General features: G+C 67.6%; 15 protein-coding genes. 8 read left to right on the top strand and 7 right to left on the bottom strand.

From position 1 onward, the window contains the following. Position 1: 1 nt before the first annotated feature. Positions 2-910, bottom strand: a complete 909-nt coding sequence (locus tag E3O60_RS00430) for an isoprenylcysteine carboxylmethyltransferase family protein (RefSeq protein ID WP_134496753.1) — start codon at positions 908-910, stop codon at positions 2-4. A gap of 49 nt (positions 911-959) precedes the next feature. Next, entirely contained in the window at positions 960-1,583 is a 624-nt protein-coding gene (locus tag E3O60_RS00425) for a LysE family transporter (protein WP_134496751.1), read from the bottom strand. Positions 1,584-1,714: 131 nt separating this feature from the next. On the opposite strand from E3O60_RS00425, the gene E3O60_RS00420 reads away from it, so the two are divergent. From E3O60_RS00420 to E3O60_RS00410, 3 genes are read left to right on the top strand one after another with little or no spacing between them, the layout of a single operon-like run. Continuing rightward, positions 1,715-2,260: a PadR family transcriptional regulator gene (locus E3O60_RS00420; protein WP_088455833.1), complete on the top strand. Its 546-nt coding sequence runs from the start codon at positions 1,715-1,717 to the stop codon at positions 2,258-2,260. A gap of 27 nt (positions 2,261-2,287) precedes the next feature. After that, complete coding sequence (locus E3O60_RS00415) at positions 2,288-3,970, top strand: AarF/ABC1/UbiB kinase family protein (protein WP_134408568.1); 1,683 nt, start codon at positions 2,288-2,290, stop codon at positions 3,968-3,970. A gap of 9 nt (positions 3,971-3,979) precedes the next feature. Beyond that, complete coding sequence (locus tag E3O60_RS00410; protein WP_134408569.1) at positions 3,980-4,375, top strand: VOC family protein; 396 nt, start codon at positions 3,980-3,982, stop codon at positions 4,373-4,375. 167 nt (positions 4,376-4,542) lie between these two features. On the opposite strand, the gene E3O60_RS00405 is transcribed toward E3O60_RS00410, so the two are convergent. After that, positions 4,543-5,277, bottom strand: coding sequence for a DNA alkylation repair protein (locus tag E3O60_RS00405; protein WP_134496749.1), 735 nt, complete (start codon positions 5,275-5,277; stop codon positions 4,543-4,545). A 31-nt stretch (positions 5,278-5,308) separates the two neighbouring features. After that, positions 5,309-6,190 carry an RNA polymerase sigma-70 factor gene (locus tag E3O60_RS00400; RefSeq protein WP_240632429.1) on the bottom strand — a complete coding sequence of 294 codons (882 nt, stop codon included), beginning with the start codon at positions 6,188-6,190 and terminating at the stop codon, positions 5,309-5,311. A gap of 207 nt (positions 6,191-6,397) precedes the next feature. Here E3O60_RS00400 and E3O60_RS00395 point away from each other — a divergent pair, with 207 nt between their 5' ends. Then, a complete protein-coding gene (locus E3O60_RS00395) occupies positions 6,398-7,603 on the top strand; it encodes an NAD(P)/FAD-dependent oxidoreductase (RefSeq protein WP_166788931.1) in 1,206 nt (401 codons plus the stop codon). 310 nt (positions 7,604-7,913) lie between these two features. Here the strand turns inward: E3O60_RS00395 and E3O60_RS00390 are convergent, their stop codons facing one another. Next, the gene (locus E3O60_RS00390) at positions 7,914-8,783 is read right to left on the bottom strand and encodes a helix-turn-helix domain-containing protein (RefSeq protein ID WP_134496745.1); all 870 of its coding nucleotides are present in this window, start codon (positions 8,781-8,783) and stop codon (positions 7,914-7,916) included. Between the two features lie 101 nt (positions 8,784-8,884). On the opposite strand from E3O60_RS00390, the gene E3O60_RS00385 reads away from it, so the two are divergent. Next, positions 8,885-9,631 carry an SDR family oxidoreductase gene (locus tag E3O60_RS00385; RefSeq protein WP_103461063.1) on the top strand — a complete coding sequence of 249 codons (747 nt, stop codon included), beginning with the start codon at positions 8,885-8,887 and terminating at the stop codon, positions 9,629-9,631. Positions 9,632-9,815: 184 nt separating this feature from the next. Here the strand turns inward: E3O60_RS00385 and E3O60_RS00380 are convergent, their stop codons facing one another. Continuing rightward, a complete protein-coding gene (locus tag E3O60_RS00380) occupies positions 9,816-10,193 on the bottom strand; it encodes a hypothetical protein (RefSeq protein ID WP_088455840.1) in 378 nt (125 codons plus the stop codon). Between the two features lie 116 nt (positions 10,194-10,309). Here E3O60_RS00380 and E3O60_RS00375 point away from each other — a divergent pair, with 116 nt between their 5' ends. Further along, a complete protein-coding gene (locus E3O60_RS00375; RefSeq protein WP_134408575.1) occupies positions 10,310-11,119 on the top strand; it encodes a hypothetical protein in 810 nt (269 codons plus the stop codon). 107 nt (positions 11,120-11,226) lie between these two features. Here the strand turns inward: E3O60_RS00375 and E3O60_RS00370 are convergent, their stop codons facing one another. After that, on the bottom strand, positions 11,227-12,504 hold the full coding sequence (locus tag E3O60_RS00370) for a sodium:proton antiporter (protein ID WP_088455842.1): 1,278 nt from the start codon (positions 12,502-12,504) through the stop codon (positions 11,227-11,229). 206 nt (positions 12,505-12,710) lie between these two features. On the opposite strand from E3O60_RS00370, the gene E3O60_RS00365 reads away from it, so the two are divergent. Continuing rightward, complete coding sequence (locus E3O60_RS00365) at positions 12,711-14,072, top strand: DUF2254 domain-containing protein (protein WP_255455305.1); 1,362 nt, start codon at positions 12,711-12,713, stop codon at positions 14,070-14,072. Between the two features lie 118 nt (positions 14,073-14,190). Next, positions 14,191-15,039 (top strand): endonuclease domain-containing protein, encoded by an 849-nt coding sequence (locus tag E3O60_RS00360; protein WP_134496741.1) that lies wholly within the window; start codon positions 14,191-14,193, stop codon positions 15,037-15,039. The last annotated feature ends 122 nt before the right edge of the window (positions 15,040-15,161 follow it).

Raw genomic sequence — 15,161 nt, 5'->3', positions numbered from 1 at the left:
CTCACGGGCGGGACGGCGACACCGGCGCTCCGGGAAGCCAGCACCGCACCGCATCACGATACCGGCGGAATTCGGCGCCGAAGCGCTGTTCGAGGTCGGCCTCTTCGTGCGGCCTGATGGCGTAGTTCCAGAGCAGCGAGCCGGCGACCGCATAGACAAGGACCAGCCACGACGAGAGGATGAGGCCGACCGCAACACCCTGCACGATGCCGGAGACCGCCATCGGGTTGCGCACCCAGCGGTACGGTCCGGCGATGACCAGGCTGTTCGGCATCGCCGAGGGCAACGGTGTGCCGTCTCCCAGCGTCGACATCACGATGGCCGACCAGATGCCCAGAGCACTGGCGGCCATCAACACGGCTACGCCGAGGGGGACGGTGAACGCCGGGAACTGCAGGGCGATTGCCCAGCGGCGCTCGAGGACCGCGGCGATGAGCGGGATCACCACGAGGAACAGGCCCCAGAAGACCGCTATCTGCGAGAAGGTCGAGACCACGTGGGACGCCGCGGCAGAGCGCACGGCGGCGGGCCGGAAGGCGAACGGGCCCCGAATCATCCACTCGGTGGGGATGCGCCCGAGTGCCACGAGGCACAGCGCGAACGCGGACCCGGCGGTGGCCGCCGCCATGATGGCCACGCCCCAGCCGGCTTCGGTGCTGACCGTGGCATACCCCGCGAGCGCGATGGCGACGATGCCGGTCCATGCAGTGCTCACCACCGCGGCGCCCCGCACGCCCAGCGCCGCCAGCGCCGAGGCTCCGACGAAGATAGGGATGTCGACGGCGGCGACAAGGATCGGGTTGAGGCCGCCGAGGGTCACGTCGCGCACCGGGGGAGACGCGAACACGGCGAACCACCACGCGGCACCGGCAATCGCCTGCACGGCGAAATAGGTTCGACCCCATCGCATGTGCTCACCCTAACGGCGGGCCGGCATCAACCGCCGACGGCCCGAGACCTCAGTGGATGACCGCGAGCAGCACGCCGACGGCCATGAAGAGCACGCCGAAGACCCGGTTCACCACCAGCTGACCCCGAGCGTCGCGGGTGAATCGCTGGAATGAGCGCGCCGCAACGGCGAAGAAGAACCACATCACCAGAATGTCGATCACAACGACGGTGGCGGCCACGATCAGGTACTGGGCCGGCAACGGCCGATCGACCCGGATGAACTGGGGCAGGAACGCCAAGAAGAATACGATCGCCTTGGGGTTGAGCATGTTCACCCACAGCCCGCGTCGGAACATCGACGAACGCGGCTCATCGCTCAAAGCTCTGGTCTGTGCGGAATCGAGCTCCGGCTTCGCCAGAAGCTGCCGGACGCCCAGGTAAACCAGGTAGGCGGCACCGGCGTAACGAATGACGTTGAACGCGAGCGGCGAACTGGCCACGAGCAGACCCACACCGAGTGCCACGATCACGATGTGGATGAGCAACGCGGCCTGCTGGCCGAGGATGCCCCAGATCGAACGGCGAAAGCCCGCATTCAGGGCGTTGCTCATGGTGTTGATGGCCCCCGCGCCAGGCGTGAAGCTGATCAAGGCGCCCGCGCCGACAAGGGCCACCCACAGGGAGAACTGCATCCGACCATCCTAGATTCTGCGCTTATGCGAGAGTTCGCTGAGAGTCGAGTCTGACACCCTCCGATCCCTATCGGTTGCCCGCGCCTGACTATATCGTTGAGTATCGTTAGCGTTTCACTGAGGAGGTCATCATGGGCAATTCATTCCCCACTGGCGGGTTCGGCGGCGGCAATCCCGTCGACGGCATGTGGCAAGCGATGGAGCAGCTGCGCTCTAAGTTCGAGAAGCGCGCGGGCACCCGCATGGGCCGCGGTGACGTGCGTGCTGCGGTTCTCGCTCTGCTCGTCGAACAGCCGATGCACGGCTACCAGATCATCCACGAAATCGAGGAACGCAGCGGCGGCTCCTGGAAGCCCAGCGCCGGCTCGGTGTACCCGACGCTGCAGCTGTTGGCCGACGAGGGGCTGATCAGCGCGGAGGAGTCCAACGGTCGCAAGACCTACTCGCTCACCGACGCGGGCCGCGCCGAGGCCACCACCTCTGCCGGCCAGGCGCCGTGGGCGCCGGAGACCGAGGCGGAGGACGCCAAGTTCACCGCTCTGCCCAAGGCCGGATTCGAACTCGCGCAGGCCGCCGCCCAGGTCGGTCGCACCGGCACCCCGGAGCAGATCCAGCAGGCTGTTGCGGCCATCGACGAGGCACGTCGCCGGATTTACTCAATCCTCGCCCAGGACTAGCGGGTGACGCCGGGTCGCCGGGTCCGAATGCGCGTGAACCCCGGCGCGGGGGACACCCGTGCGCGGTACCGCCGCATCCTTCGATTCGCCGGCTGGAACCTCGCCGTCACGTGGTTCTACGAGCTGCTGCTGCCGCGTATCGGGCTCGCGCGGGTCGCCGAGCGCACCCGCGCCAAGCGGATGCGCCGCTTCGCGCAACGCTTCCACGTGCTCGCCGTGGACCTGGGCGGGCTGATGATCAAGGTCGGCCAGTTCCTGTCGTCCCGGCTGGACGTGTTGCCGCCTGAGATCACGACCGAACTCGAGGGACTGCAGGACGAGGTGCCGCCGGTTGCCTTCCCGGCGATCCGGGCGCTCGCCGAGGCTGAGCTGGGCATGCCGTTGGAACGGGCGTTCGCGTGGGTCGACGAGACGCCGGTGGCGGCGGCATCGCTCGGTCAGGCTCATCGTGCGCGGCTCGCCCCGCTCGATGCCGCCGACACCGGCCTGCACGGTGTGGTGATCAAGGTTCAACGGCCCGGCATCGACGCCATCGTCGACGTCGACCTGGCGGCGTTACGCAGGGTGAGCGGCTGGCTCAGCCACGTGCGCCTCGTCTCCGACCGGGTGGATGCGCCGGCACTGATCGAGGAATTCGCGCTGACCTGCCTCGAGGAGATCGACTACCTGCACGAGGCCACCAGCGCCGTGCGGTTCGCGGAGGACTTCGCCGACGACGAGCGGGTGAGCGTGCCCGAGATCGTCTGGGAGCGCACCACCCGACGCGTGCTCACTCTAGAAGACGTGACGGCGATCAAGATCACCGACACGGATGCGCTGGACGCTGCGGGCATCGACCCGGCGCAGGTGGCTCCGGTCTTCGCCGCCGTGATGTTCGACCAGCTGTTCACCAACGGGTTCTTCCACGCCGACCCGCACCCGGGCAACATCTTCGTCACCCCGATGCCGGACGATCCGAGCGGCCGCGGCTGGAGACTGACGTTCATCGACTTCGGCATGATGGGTGAGGTCCCCACGAGCACCCGCCGCGGACTGCGGAAGATGCTCATCGCGGCCGCCTCGCGCGACGGCACGGGCATGGTCAATGCGGCCCGCGACCTGGGCGTGCTGCTGCCCTCGGCCGAAACCTCCGAGCTGGAGAAGGCGATGAAGCAGCTCTTCGCCCGCTTCGGCGGCATGGGCTTCGCTGAGCTGCGCGAGGTGGACCCGCGGGAGTTCCGCGACTTCGCCATCCAGTTCGGGGATGTCGTGCGGGCGCTGCCGTTCCAGCTGCCGGAGAACTTTCTGCTGATCATCCGGGCGATGTCGCTCACTTCCGGGGTCTGCAGTTCGCTGAACCCCGCGTTCAACCTCTGGGATTCGGTGGAGCCCTACGCGTCGCAGTTGATCCGCGACGAGGGCGGCAACGTGGTGCAGGACTTCGGCAAACAGGCGCTGGAGAACGCCGGTATCGCCTGGGCACTGCCGAAGCGGTTGGACGCGATCGTCACCCGCCTCGGGGACGGCACTGTGGCGGTGACGAGCCCGGGCCTCGAGCGGCGGGTCGCGCGCCTGGAGCGCACCGCCGGCCGAGTGGTGTCGGCGGTGCTGTTCGGAGCCCTGCTCATCGCCGGCGCGGTGCTCCGCGGTGACGATGCGGTTCTCGGCGCAGTCCTGATGATCGGGTCGGTCATTCCGCTGCTGCACGCCCTGTTCGCGGGGCGTAGATAGGATCTGCGCATGTCAGGGCCACTGCTCTATCTGAGTTTTCCCGGTACGGCGCGTGAAGCTCTCGGCTTCTACGCGGATGTGTTCGGTGGCGAGCTCACTCTGCACACCTACCAGGACTTTGGGCGGAGTGACGGCCCCGAGGACGCCATAGCCCACGGAGTTCTCAGCGGCAGGGTCGCTCTCGCCGGCTCCGACGCGGCCGAGAGCGAGAAGAGCTTTCGGATCGAGGGCGCCAGCCTCGCCCTTCTGGGCACTGCCGAACCAGCGGTTCTCCACGACTGGTTCGACAAACTGTCGGTCGGCGGCAGGATAGTTGATCCCCTCGCCCCCAAGCCGTGGGGCGCGTCCGACGGCCAGGTCATCGACCGGTACGGACTGCACTGGCTCATCGGGTACGAACTCTGAACCCGATCCCCACGGCTCAGCTGCGGTGGTAGCTTCCAGGTGACGGCAGGTGCCACACGTGCAGTGCGGCTGCACTCGCACCAGGCCGGCAGCGCGTGGAATCGAGTCCGGAAGAAGACCGCCCAAGCCCAGGACCGCTGCGGCTGATCGATCGGTGTCGAGCGGCGCTAACCGGGCTGCCGCCGGCTCGACTCGCAACTCGAAGCCGGCTGTCGTCTGGCCTTCTGGCGGCTGACCATCTCGGTGATCCAGATGGGTGCGAACGGTGAGGTGCAGCCAGGGGGCGTCGGGTAGTCCTTGAGTACCTCCAGGCGCTCGCCGATGGCCAGGGCGCGAGCGCGGTGCTCGGGATGCTCGATCCCGATCTGCGCCAGGCAGTGGTTCATCGCCCACTGCAGGCGCTCCGGCGCATCCTTCATCTCGGCCTCGATGAGCTCGAGCAGCCCATCCAGGTCGAGGCCCTCGGGGGACTTGGCCACCCGCTCGGTGGTCAGCGCCCAACCGGCGCTGGCGACCACGGGGTCGGCGTCGGCGAACCAGAGCACGCGCAGCTCCTCGACGTGCGAGTTCTTCTTCACCACATAGTTCACGAGCCAGTCCTGCACCTTGGGTGTGCCGGCTTCGCGCAGCATGGCATCCAACTCATCCCGCTCGACCGCCTTCGGCCGGCAGATCAGCAGGGCGAGCAGACGCGCCGCGGTGTCCCCGGTAGCCCACAGCTCGCTGCCCAGCTCCGGCTGGGTCTTGAGCCGTTTGGCGACCGCGCGCAGCTTGGTGAGGTTCACCCCGTGGTCGTCACCGTGGTTGAGGTTCACCGCGCGGATCTGCGGGTCCTCGAGCGCGGCCAGCTCGGCCATCACCTCGGCCACTGCCGGGGTCACTGCCGATGTCGTCTGGACCATGGCGGTCTCCTTTCCATCGCGTGCTGTCAGCCTACGACCGGTGCCTCTCGAGTGGGACGTTGCGCACGGCGCCGAGTTTCACCGGGTTCATGATGAAGAAGATCCGGTCGATGCCGCGGGTGCTGACCCCAATGGCCCCGACGAGGAACGGCTCGCCATCCATTCGAAGCACGAAGGCGTCGGAGCCGTTGACTGCGGCGACATGGAGCTCGACATGCATCTGTAGTTTCTGAACCGTACCGAGAAGGAACCGTGCCACGTGGTCGGGACCTTCGACCGGCCGGCGCGCGGCGGTGACGTTCCCACCACCGTCCGAGTACAGGACGATGTCGTCGGCGAGCAGAGTCTGCAGGCCCTCCAGGTCGCCGGCTTGAGCGGCGGCGAGGAAGGAGCGAAGCAGACGGTTCTTCTGCGCGACGGTTACGCGGTTATCGCTGTGCTCCTTGAGGTGCAGGCGGGCACGCCGGGCGAGCTGGCGGGCGTTGGCCTCCGTGGTCTCAACTACCGCGGCGATATCACCGAAGGTGTAACCGAAGGCCTCGTGGAGCAGATAGACGGCGCGCTCCTGTGGGGTCAGTCGTTCCATCAGTAACAGGAGCCCGACTTCGAGGGCCTCCGCGTTTTCCGCTCCCAGTTCGGGATCGGCGCCGGTAAACACCGGTTCCGGCAGCCACGGGCCGATGTAGGTCTCCCGACGCATGCGCGACGACGTCGCCACGTTGATCGTGAGGCGGGTCGTCATCGTCGTCAAAAATGCGGGATGGCTGCGGATGCCCGAGCGGTCGGTCGTCTGCCACTTGACCCAGGCGTCCTGCACGACATCCTCTGCTTCCACTGCGCTGCCGAGCATGCGGTAGGCGATACCGAAAAGCCGGGGGCGCATCGACTCAAACCCGGCCGCCAGCTCATCCATTTCTGCTGCGGTAACGTCGCGACTGGGAACTCCCATCGGCATCCTCTGTTCGGTGCTGCTCGGTGTGCAATCCGGCATCAACTTACCGCTACGCCCTTTCCAATGGTGATTCGTGACGGGCCCCGCGCGAGTGCCGCCAGGTGTCACGTTTCGGCGGAGGCGGCGGTCATTACTTGTGACCCCGCCCGTTTTCGAGAAAGAGACCGCATGAGTACACGTTCCGAGCACAGGGTTGTCGTCATCGGGGCCGGCTATGCCGGAATCCTCGCGGCAAACCGGGTGCAAGCGTCCTTGACGGCTGCCGAGGGCCGCCGGGTGCGCGTCGCAATGGTGAATCCCCGCACCGACTTCATCGAACGCGTGCGCCTGCACGAAGTGGCCGCAGGGGTGCGCACGAGCGCCGCGATTCCACTGGACGACATGCTGCACGACCGCATCGAGATCGTCCTGGGCACGGTGCTGCGGATCGACGCTCCTGCCCGGGTGCTCTCCGTCGCGACCAGCGGTGGGATCACGAGCGAACCCTATGACACCCTGGTCTACGCCGTGGGGAGCACGGCCGCGCTCGGAGTACCCGGTGCGGACGAGTTCGCGCACCTGCTGAGCAACGCTGACGGGGCGGAGACCGCGCGCCTTGCGCTTGCCACCGGCCCGGACGGCCAGCGCATCGTCGTGGTCGGGGGCGGGGCGACGGGTGTGGAGGCCGCCGCTGAGTTCGCGGAACAGCACCCGACAGCGTCGGTCACCCTGGTGTCGAGAGGCGCCGTGCTCGCGCATCTCCCCGCGGCCTCCCGCAAGTCCGTCCTCCGTTCGCTGAATAGGCTCGGAGTCAAGGTGATGGAAGGAAGCGGCGCCAGCCGGGTCCAGGCCGATGCCGTTGAACTCCTTGACGGCACGCTTCTTCCCAGCGACGTCACCGTCTGGACCGCCTCTTTCGCCGTCCCCGACCTAGCCCGACGCAGCGGGCTCGACGTCGACCCGATCGGCCGGTTGCTGGTCGACGAGGAACTCCGTGCGCTTGCGTACCCTGAAATCTTCGGAGCCGGCGACGCCGTGCACCCGCCGTCGTCCGTGGGTTCTCACCTGCGGATGGGCTGCGCCATCGCCATGCCCCTTGGCGGCCACGCGGCGGACAACGTTCTGGCAGTTCTGCGCGGTGGGAGCCTGACGAAGCTCGATGTCGGTTTCAGCGCTCAGTGCATCAGCATCGGCCGGAAGAGGGCGATCATCCAGCTCCTCACTAAGGCGGACCGGCCTCGGTCGATTCGCATCACCGGCCGGGCCGGGGCGTTGGTGAAGGAATTCGTCTGCGCATACCTCGCGACCGGTTCGCCCCGACGAGAGCGGACCCGACCCGGATCGTTGATGCTGGCCTCTGGCCCGAAGAGGATGCCCGTCGACCTCAGGAACTAGTCCCGTGCGCAAGGTTGGTGCGTCGTCGGGCCAACCGGGGACTCGGCGGCGGTCGGGACCAGTCGCGGTCTGCTTGGCGCAACCTCGGACAAAGCCGCCTGAAACCCTGTGCTTCCGCTCTTACCTCACGACTCGACCGAGCCTCCTGTTGGCGATGACGGTACACGCGGTGGTGGGGTTTTGACACCGGCCGGTCCATGTCGGCGTCGGTGGAGAGCACCACTGCACCTCGTATGGCCCGTTGCGCCCTCTACAGCAGGTGCACCCGGCCATACAGGGCGCAGTGAGCGCCAACGAGCTCACGAAACCACTACTCGGGGGCTGGCCCGCCGGTCGGGGGAGCCGGCGCGAAGCGCTGATGGCCGAGCACGGCCAGGAGCGCCAGCTTCTCGGCGGCCTCGCTCCGCGGCGCCGCGGTGAGGATGAGCAACGCCTGACCACGGTCCTCGGTGAGGAGCGTCTGGCAGTCGAGTTCAATCGGACCCAGTTCCGGGTGGATCAGCGTCTTGTGGTCCTGGAAGCGGGTGGCCACATCCTGCAGTTCCCAGATTTCGGTGAATTCTGCGCTCACCCGGCTCAGCTCTCGCACCAACGCACCCGCTCGTGAGCGCTGGCCCGCCGCTCCGAAGGCCGCACGGAGGCCGGCCACCTGGGCCCGGCTCTGCCGCTGCCGGTCGGCAAACGGGTAGATCTCCCGATCGGTGGGGTCGGTGAACCACCGGTAGACGCTGCTGCGAGCCAGCCCGGTGTGCCGGGAGTGGTCGCCGAGAAGCGCCGCGCCCAGCCAGTTCTGCGCCAGAGTCTCACCGAGGCTGGAAAGGATCAACGCCGGGGTCTCCTCGAGCCGGTCGAAGACCCGCATCAGGGAGGGGGCAACGTGCGTGTCCAGTGGCGTGCGCGCCGGCACGTTGTGGTCGGCGAGGCGGTACAGGTAATCCCGCTCGTCGTTGCTCAGGCGCAGCGCCCGGGCCAGGGCCGCCAACATCTGTTCGGATGGTTGCGGGCTGCGGGCCTGCTCCATCCGCACGTAGTAGTCCGCGGACATCCCGGCCAACGCGGCGACCTCCTCGCGGCGTAACCCGGGGACCAATCGACGCGGCCCAGCGGGGAGGCCGACGTCCTCAGGGCGGAGCCCGCTCCGGCGGGAGCGGAGAAAATCGGCGAGAGCAGGTTGGTCCATGCGTCCATCATCCGCCACCGACGCGCCGCTCTCCAGGGACCGGCAGTCCTACGACAACGGCTCCTCTCCCGCATCCGGTCGCCGCCGCACACACTCGAGTCATGAACATCACCGGAAACACCATCTTCATCCCCGGCGCCACCTCGGGCATCGGACTCGCCCTGGCCCTGCGATTGCGGGCCGCCGGCAATACCGTCGTGATCGGCGGGCGCCGCGCCGACGTGTTGCAGCGCCTCGCCGCCGAGCACGGGCTGTCGGGCGTCACCATCGACACCACCGACCCCGCCTCCGTGCTGGCCGCCCGCGACCAGATTCTGGCCGAGCACAGCGACCTGAACGTACTCATCGCCATGGCCGGGGTGATGAACGCCGAGGATGTGCGCGGTGCTGGTTTCCTGGCCGTAGCTGAACGCATCGTCGAGACCAACATCAACGGGCCGCTGCGGCTGGTCGCCGCATTCATCGAGCACCTGCAGACCCGCCCAGACGCCACCCTGATGACGGTCTCGTCAGGGCTCGCCTTCACCCCGCTGGCCTTTACCCCCACCTACAACGGCACCAAGGCCTTCATCCACCAGTACAGCGAGACCATTCGGATGCAGCTGGCCGGAACATCCGTGCAGGTCATTGAGCTCGTTCCGCCGGCCGTGCAGACCGAACTGATGGCCGGCAACTCGGTGAACGAGCACTTCATGCCTCTGGACGCCTTCGCCGACGAGGTTATGGCTCTTCTGGAAGCGCAGCCCGACGCGCAGGAGATTCTCGTTGATACCGTGAAGTTCCTGCGGTTCGCGGAGGTCGAGGGGCGCTACGCCGCCACCATTGCGGCGCTGAACCCCGCCGCGTGACAGGGCAGGCGGCTCACTGCACCTCCTACGGGCGGCCGCGCCCGCTATAGCGGTAGCGGTCGCCGACAGGGGGCGCAGTGAGCGCCGCGCACGCCCCGGACAAGGCCCAGCGATGGATGCGCCGGGTCAGGCGGAGATCGCGAGGTCTTGAGTGATGCTCGGCGAATCGCCGGCGTAGACCGGCTCAACTCGGGGCGGCACCTCTGAGCGCGCGGATGATCTGCGCGAGCGCCAACCCGGCGGCCGCCACCACGGGCACGGTTACCACCATCAGGGCGATTCGGTTGGGCCGGAATTCCAGCCCGTCGGGTCCGCCGACATAGGCGCCGATCGGCACCGCGTAGCCGCCACCACCACCGCCGCTGCCTTCCCCGACGCCCATGCCGGCTGGGCCGAAGCCGCCGTCGGGCATCTCGCTGGAGCCCTCGCCGCCGCCGAAGCCGAAGCCGACGAGCGCGACGGGGATCAGGTCGTGCCCGCCCAGCGTGGTCTTCTCGCCGTACGCCAGTTTCGCACCCCAGGAGGGCACCGATTCCGCTAGTTTCTCGATGAGGTTCGCCATGGAGCGACCGTACGCGGGTTTGCGCCGATCGGATAGCTGCCACCTGCCGGTAGGCTGCGAGTGCCCAGGCAGGGCGGAGCGGGCCGTGACGAGCACAGATGAGAAAAGAGCCGACCGTGGGGGAGAAAACGGCAGTGAAGAGTGGGGCATTCCGGCGCGAGACCTGGTTTCTCATCGCGGCAATCGGGTTGCTGCTGAGCCCGGCCCTCTTCGACCTGCGCTGGCTGCGAGACGCCACCGCGGACTTCGGCAATTCCCGGGACGCGCTGTACGGCGTTGTCGGTGCGTTCGTGACGGCCGGCCTCGTCAATTCGTGGAGCAAGAGACGTGCCGAGACGCGGGACAGGCTGCGCTACGACGGGATGTCGAAGGTGGCGTTTCGCAGTCTCGCCCAGACCGTGAACGATGTGGGACGGATGCTCCTCGCCCCTGTAGTCGGAGCCGATCTCTATGCCGCTGGAATTCCCGGGTTCACCCCGGAGCATCATGAGGAAAATCTGGCGAATCTCCGCGCCCTGTCGATACAGCCCGACTTCGCGCCGAAAAGCGGCGTCTGGGACGACGCCGTGAGTCGTGACAAGGTGACGGCGAACCTGATGGCGCTCTGTGCGCAACATGGGTTCCCGCAACACATGTTTCGCACCACATCGGCTGCCCGGCGGCGCCTGCAAACGGCCATGGCTGATTGGGCGCCCGTGATGGTGGCCGTGCCGGGAGCGAACGAACACCTGGCCCGTGGCTGGCCGCTGGCGGACCAGATCGTTCTGTTGCTCGAGTCCTGGCGGCATTTGATGACCGCGGACGCGTCGGGTGCCGCCTCCCAGAGTGACCTGGACCGGGTGGCAGAGGACTACGCCGAGACGATTCGCCAGTACCAAGCCTGGATTCAGGAGCTGATTCCGTTGGCCGGCCTGCCCGCTCGCTGACGGCCCACCGCGCGCCGATACTCGTTGACACGCCGGTGACGTTTCATCGGCGACCGCATCGCCGACCTCCTCGGCCGCATGACGGTGGAGGAAAAGGTGGGGCCCTGCTAGGCGTCGTGGGCACCGGGGAGGTGGCGTCGGCGGCGGGACATCGTCGCCTGCACCGCCTCTGCTGCGCCCGGATGTTGCGCACTGTGCGCCGTGTACCAGCGGTGGTAGGCGGCGACCAGCGGAACCGACGTGAGGCCGTGCAGGATCACGCTCAGCGCAACGGTGACGAAAACCGTCGTGAGCACGACGTCCCCCTCGGGCACACCACGCTCGAAGGCGAGAAGCGCGAACACCAGCGAAGCCAGCCCGCGCGGACCGAACCAGCCGATGAACGCCACCGTGGGCCGTTTCAGCCCCTGACCGGCGAGGGCGATCGTGACCGGAATCATCCGTACCAGCGTCAGGCTGAGCGCGGCGTAGAGGACGACCTGCCAGGTGATGTACGGGAAGGCCAGGGTGAGGGCCAGCGCGCCGAACCCGATCCAGGTGACGGCGGCGAGGAAGCCGCCAGAGTCCTCGGCCAGCAAGGTGACGGCCGACCCGCGCGTGCCGGAGAACCTGCCGAACACGAGGCCGCCCACGAAGGCGGCGATGAATCCGCTGCCACCGAGTGTCACGGCGATGGTGAACGCCAGCAGCGCCGCCGCCAGGGGAACGATCTGGCGCCACTCCCGGCCGATCCAGTCCCGGTGGTCGGCGGCGCGGAACAACAGCCCGCCCAGCGCGCCGGCGACCAAGCCCCCGATGAGCCCCCAACCGATCTGGGCGGCCATGCTGCTGATCACCGCCGAGGGCACGTCGGTCTCCAGCTCAGCGTTGGCGATAGCGAGTGTGACCAGGAAGAACGGCACGGCGAGGCCGTCGTTGAGTCCGCTCTCCACGTCGAGGGACTGCCGCACCCGCCCGGGGACGGCCGGGTCGGACACGACCTTCTGGCCTAACGCCGCATCCGTGGAGGCCAGCATCGTGGCCAGCAGCACCACGGAGGCCAGCGCCATGTCGGGGAAGACGAGCGCACCGACCACAGATCCGGCGATCATGGTGAGCGGCAGCCCGATCAGCAGCAGGCGGGTCGGCAAGGAGAGCTCTCGCCGGAGCGCCCGCAGGTCGATGCGGGAGGCGTCGCTGAAGAGGAGCAGCACCAATGCGATCTCGGCCACAAGCTCGGCGACCTCGGATTCCACGGCAATGTCGAGCCAGCCGAGCGCCGACGTGCCGACGAGGAAACCCACGACGGTGAAGAAGAGGGCCGACGTAATGCCCCGTCGATCCAACGGCCTCGAGAACACACTCCAGATGACGATGATCGCCAGCACCGTTGTGGCCGCAACCATCCGAACCCTGCTCTCGATCGTGGCGCCTGCATCTGGCTGCCCTGCACCACGTCTACACCCGAATGCGCCTGGTTCCTAGATGTTGGGCGGGCGCCGAGACCGCCCGTTTCGGGCTTACGACGGCCGGAATCCCGATCAGACCTGGTTGCTATGCTGACCGGACGTGCACCGAAGAACCGACCCGGCGGGAGTGATTTGTGGCTGAGATGCGGGGTTCAGGCGCTGGTCGAGCCCGGTGGGCGCGCCTGACCGAGTCGGTGGAATCACGGTTGTGGCCGCTCCCGGTGGCGGCGATTCTACTGGCTGTGGTGCTGGGGCTCGTGCTTCCGCGCATTGACCTGCTCATCGACGCGGAACTGCCCACCGCCGTGGACTCGGTGATATTCAACGGGGGAGCAGAGACGGCCCGGTCGGTGCTGTCGTCGATTGCCGGCTCGTTGATCACGGCGACGTCGCTGACTTTCTCTCTCACGGTGGTGGCGTTGCAGCTGGCCAGCAGCCAGGCGTCGCCCCGCGTGTTGCGGTTGTTCGCCAGGGACCGGCAGGTGCACGCGACCCTGGCTGTTTTCCTCGGCACCTTCGCATACTCGATCACGGTGCTGCGGTCGGTGCGAGCGACGACGGATGACGCCGCCGAGTTCGTACCCCGGGTCGCCGTGACGACGGCGTTCGTGCTCACCCTGGTGAGCGTCATCATGCTGGTCTTCTTCCTCGCCCACCTAGCCGCCCAGCTGCGGGTGGAGACGATGCTGAAGGACATCCACGCCGAAACGAACCGCACCATCGACCTCGTCGGTGCCGGCAATGAGGCCGCACAGGCGTATACCTCGCCGATGCAGATCCCGGTCGGGACGCACACCGTCACGGCTGCGGTGAGCGGTTTCATCACCGGCCGCGACCACGCGGCACTGGTGGCCTACGCCGCCCCGCACTCGCTTGTCTTCCAGGAGGTCAGGCGGGTCGGGGAAAACGTCGTCGCCGGCACGCCACTGATGGTGTGGTGGCCGGCCGGGGACGGTACGGACCCGGCGGACGCGGACGACGTGGCGGATGCGGTGCGCGGCGCGTACTCAATTGCCTACGAACGCACCGCGGCGCAGGACATCGACTACGGGGTGCAGCAGATCGTGGACATCGGCGTGCGCGCGCTGTCGCCGGGCATCAACGACCCGACCACCGCCGTGAATGCCCTCGGGCACCTCAGCGCGATCGTGGCCAGCACGCTCCAGATGCCGGCGCTTCCCAGCGCCCTCGCCGATGCGGACGGGAACCTGCGGGTGGTGACGGCTACCCGCACAGCGGCAGACACTATCCATGATGCGCTGTCCCCGATGCGGCATTACGGCGCCAACGACCCCTCGGTGGTGAGAAGGTTTCTGCAACTGGTCAGCGATCTGGCTTACACCTGCTCGGCCGGGGAGGTGCAGACGGCCCTTCAGCAGCAGCTGGCCGCACTGGACCTGCAACTGCAGGCACAGGGCGACGATCCCGCCTCGGTCAGAGAGATGCGCGCCGCTGTCGCCGAGGTCACGGCGCGCATCGCCGACTCGCCCGTCCGCGCGACCTAGACGGAACACCGCATCCTTCGGCGCCATGCCGTGTTGTGCACAGGGGCGCGACGGGGCGAGTTCTCGACAGCCGAGATCGTTTCTGCGCGGGAGCTGATGCCGCCACGACACTATACGGATGGACCTCGGCATCTGGCTCGCCCGGCACCACGGCGTTGCGCACTCAGCTCAGGCGCTGCGTGCGGGGTTCACCCGGTACTCGATTAGGCAGAGCATCGCCGGCGGCGAGTGCGAACGCATCCGCCGTGATTGGCTCGCTCTGCCGACGGCTCCAGCCGATCTGCGCGCCGCGGCTGCGCTCGGCGGGCGGGTGGCGTGCCTCAGCGTTGCCCGGCAGCTTGAGCTGTGGCACCTCTCTGACGGGATGAACCACGTCAGCATGCCGAGAAACACGGCGGTGCCGGCATCCGAAACCCTGCGGGTGCATTGGAGTATGGGACCGGTACCGGTTGCCCGGTTCGCACTTGTGGAACCTATCGAGAACGCCCTCGTGCACATCGCCGAGTGCCAACCGTTCGAGAACGCTCTCGTCGTCTGGGACTCCGCTTTGAACAAGAAGCTCGTGACCCAGGCCTCGCTCGCGAGGCTGCACCTGCGCAGTGCCGCGGCCCGTGCCGTGCGAGAGGTCGCGTCGGGGCTGGCCGATTCGGGCCTGGAGACGCTGCCCGTTTCCCGGCTCGCGGCCATCAACATCCGGGTCAGCCAGCAGGTCATGCTCGCGGGGCACCGCGTCGACGGTCTGATCGGGCAGCGGCTCGTACTGCAGAGCGATGGCTTCAGCTCCCACTCCACGGCCGAGCAGCGGCGGGCAGACATCGCGCACGATCGGAGGCTCGCCCTCCTCGGTTTCACGGTTCTGCGCTACGACTACCGGCAGATCCTCTTCGACTGGCCACGGGTCGAGGCGGAGATCCTCCACGCCATGGCCCAGGGTCTTCACCTCGCCCCGACGCAAGTTAGGAGATAGTGAGATTAATAGGATGCTTTGAGCCGCGGGCTCAAGGGGTCAGCGCAACACTCTGACTTCTTGGAGTGATGATGCGTATTCCTGTTTCCCGTGCTGTGCGTCGGGTGTTCTGGACAGCGATT

Origin of the sequence: Cryobacterium sp. TMB1-7 (assembly GCF_004402435.1) — a bacterium.
GTDB lineage: Bacteria > Actinomycetota > Actinomycetes > Actinomycetales > Microbacteriaceae > Cryobacterium > Cryobacterium zongtaii.
The sequence above is the reverse complement of the archived record's forward strand: the minus strand, read 5'-3'. Positions and strand labels throughout refer to the sequence as shown.

Coding starts and splice junctions, on each gene's coding strand:
- E3O60_RS00395 (WP_166788931.1), top strand. CDS start 6,398: ATGAGTACACGTTCCGAGCACAGGGTTGTCGTCATCGGGGCCGGCTAT.
- E3O60_RS00380 (WP_088455840.1), bottom strand. CDS start 10,193: ATGGCGAACCTCATCGAGAAACTAGCGGAATCGGTGCCCTCCTGGGGT.
- E3O60_RS00415 (WP_134408568.1), top strand. CDS start 2,288: ATGCGCGTGAACCCCGGCGCGGGGGACACCCGTGCGCGGTACCGCCGC.
- E3O60_RS00410 (WP_134408569.1), top strand. CDS start 3,980: ATGTCAGGGCCACTGCTCTATCTGAGTTTTCCCGGTACGGCGCGTGAA.
- E3O60_RS00430 (WP_134496753.1), bottom strand. CDS start 910: ATGCGATGGGGTCGAACCTATTTCGCCGTGCAGGCGATTGCCGGTGCC.
- E3O60_RS00370 (WP_088455842.1), bottom strand. CDS start 12,504: ATGGTTGCGGCCACAACGGTGCTGGCGATCATCGTCATCTGGAGTGTG.
- E3O60_RS00420 (WP_088455833.1), top strand. CDS start 1,715: ATGGGCAATTCATTCCCCACTGGCGGGTTCGGCGGCGGCAATCCCGTC.
- E3O60_RS00400 (WP_240632429.1), bottom strand. CDS start 6,190: ATGGATGAGCTGGCGGCCGGGTTTGAGTCGATGCGCCCCCGGCTTTTC.
- E3O60_RS00405 (WP_134496749.1), bottom strand. CDS start 5,277: ATGGTCCAGACGACATCGGCAGTGACCCCGGCAGTGGCCGAGGTGATG.
- E3O60_RS00425 (WP_134496751.1), bottom strand. CDS start 1,583: ATGCAGTTCTCCCTGTGGGTGGCCCTTGTCGGCGCGGGCGCCTTGATC.
- E3O60_RS00365 (WP_255455305.1), top strand. CDS start 12,711: ATGCGGGGTTCAGGCGCTGGTCGAGCCCGGTGGGCGCGCCTGACCGAG.
- E3O60_RS00390 (WP_134496745.1), bottom strand. CDS start 8,783: ATGGACCAACCTGCTCTCGCCGATTTTCTCCGCTCCCGCCGGAGCGGG.
- E3O60_RS00360 (WP_134496741.1), top strand. CDS start 14,191: ATGGACCTCGGCATCTGGCTCGCCCGGCACCACGGCGTTGCGCACTCA.
- E3O60_RS00385 (WP_103461063.1), top strand. CDS start 8,885: ATGAACATCACCGGAAACACCATCTTCATCCCCGGCGCCACCTCGGGC.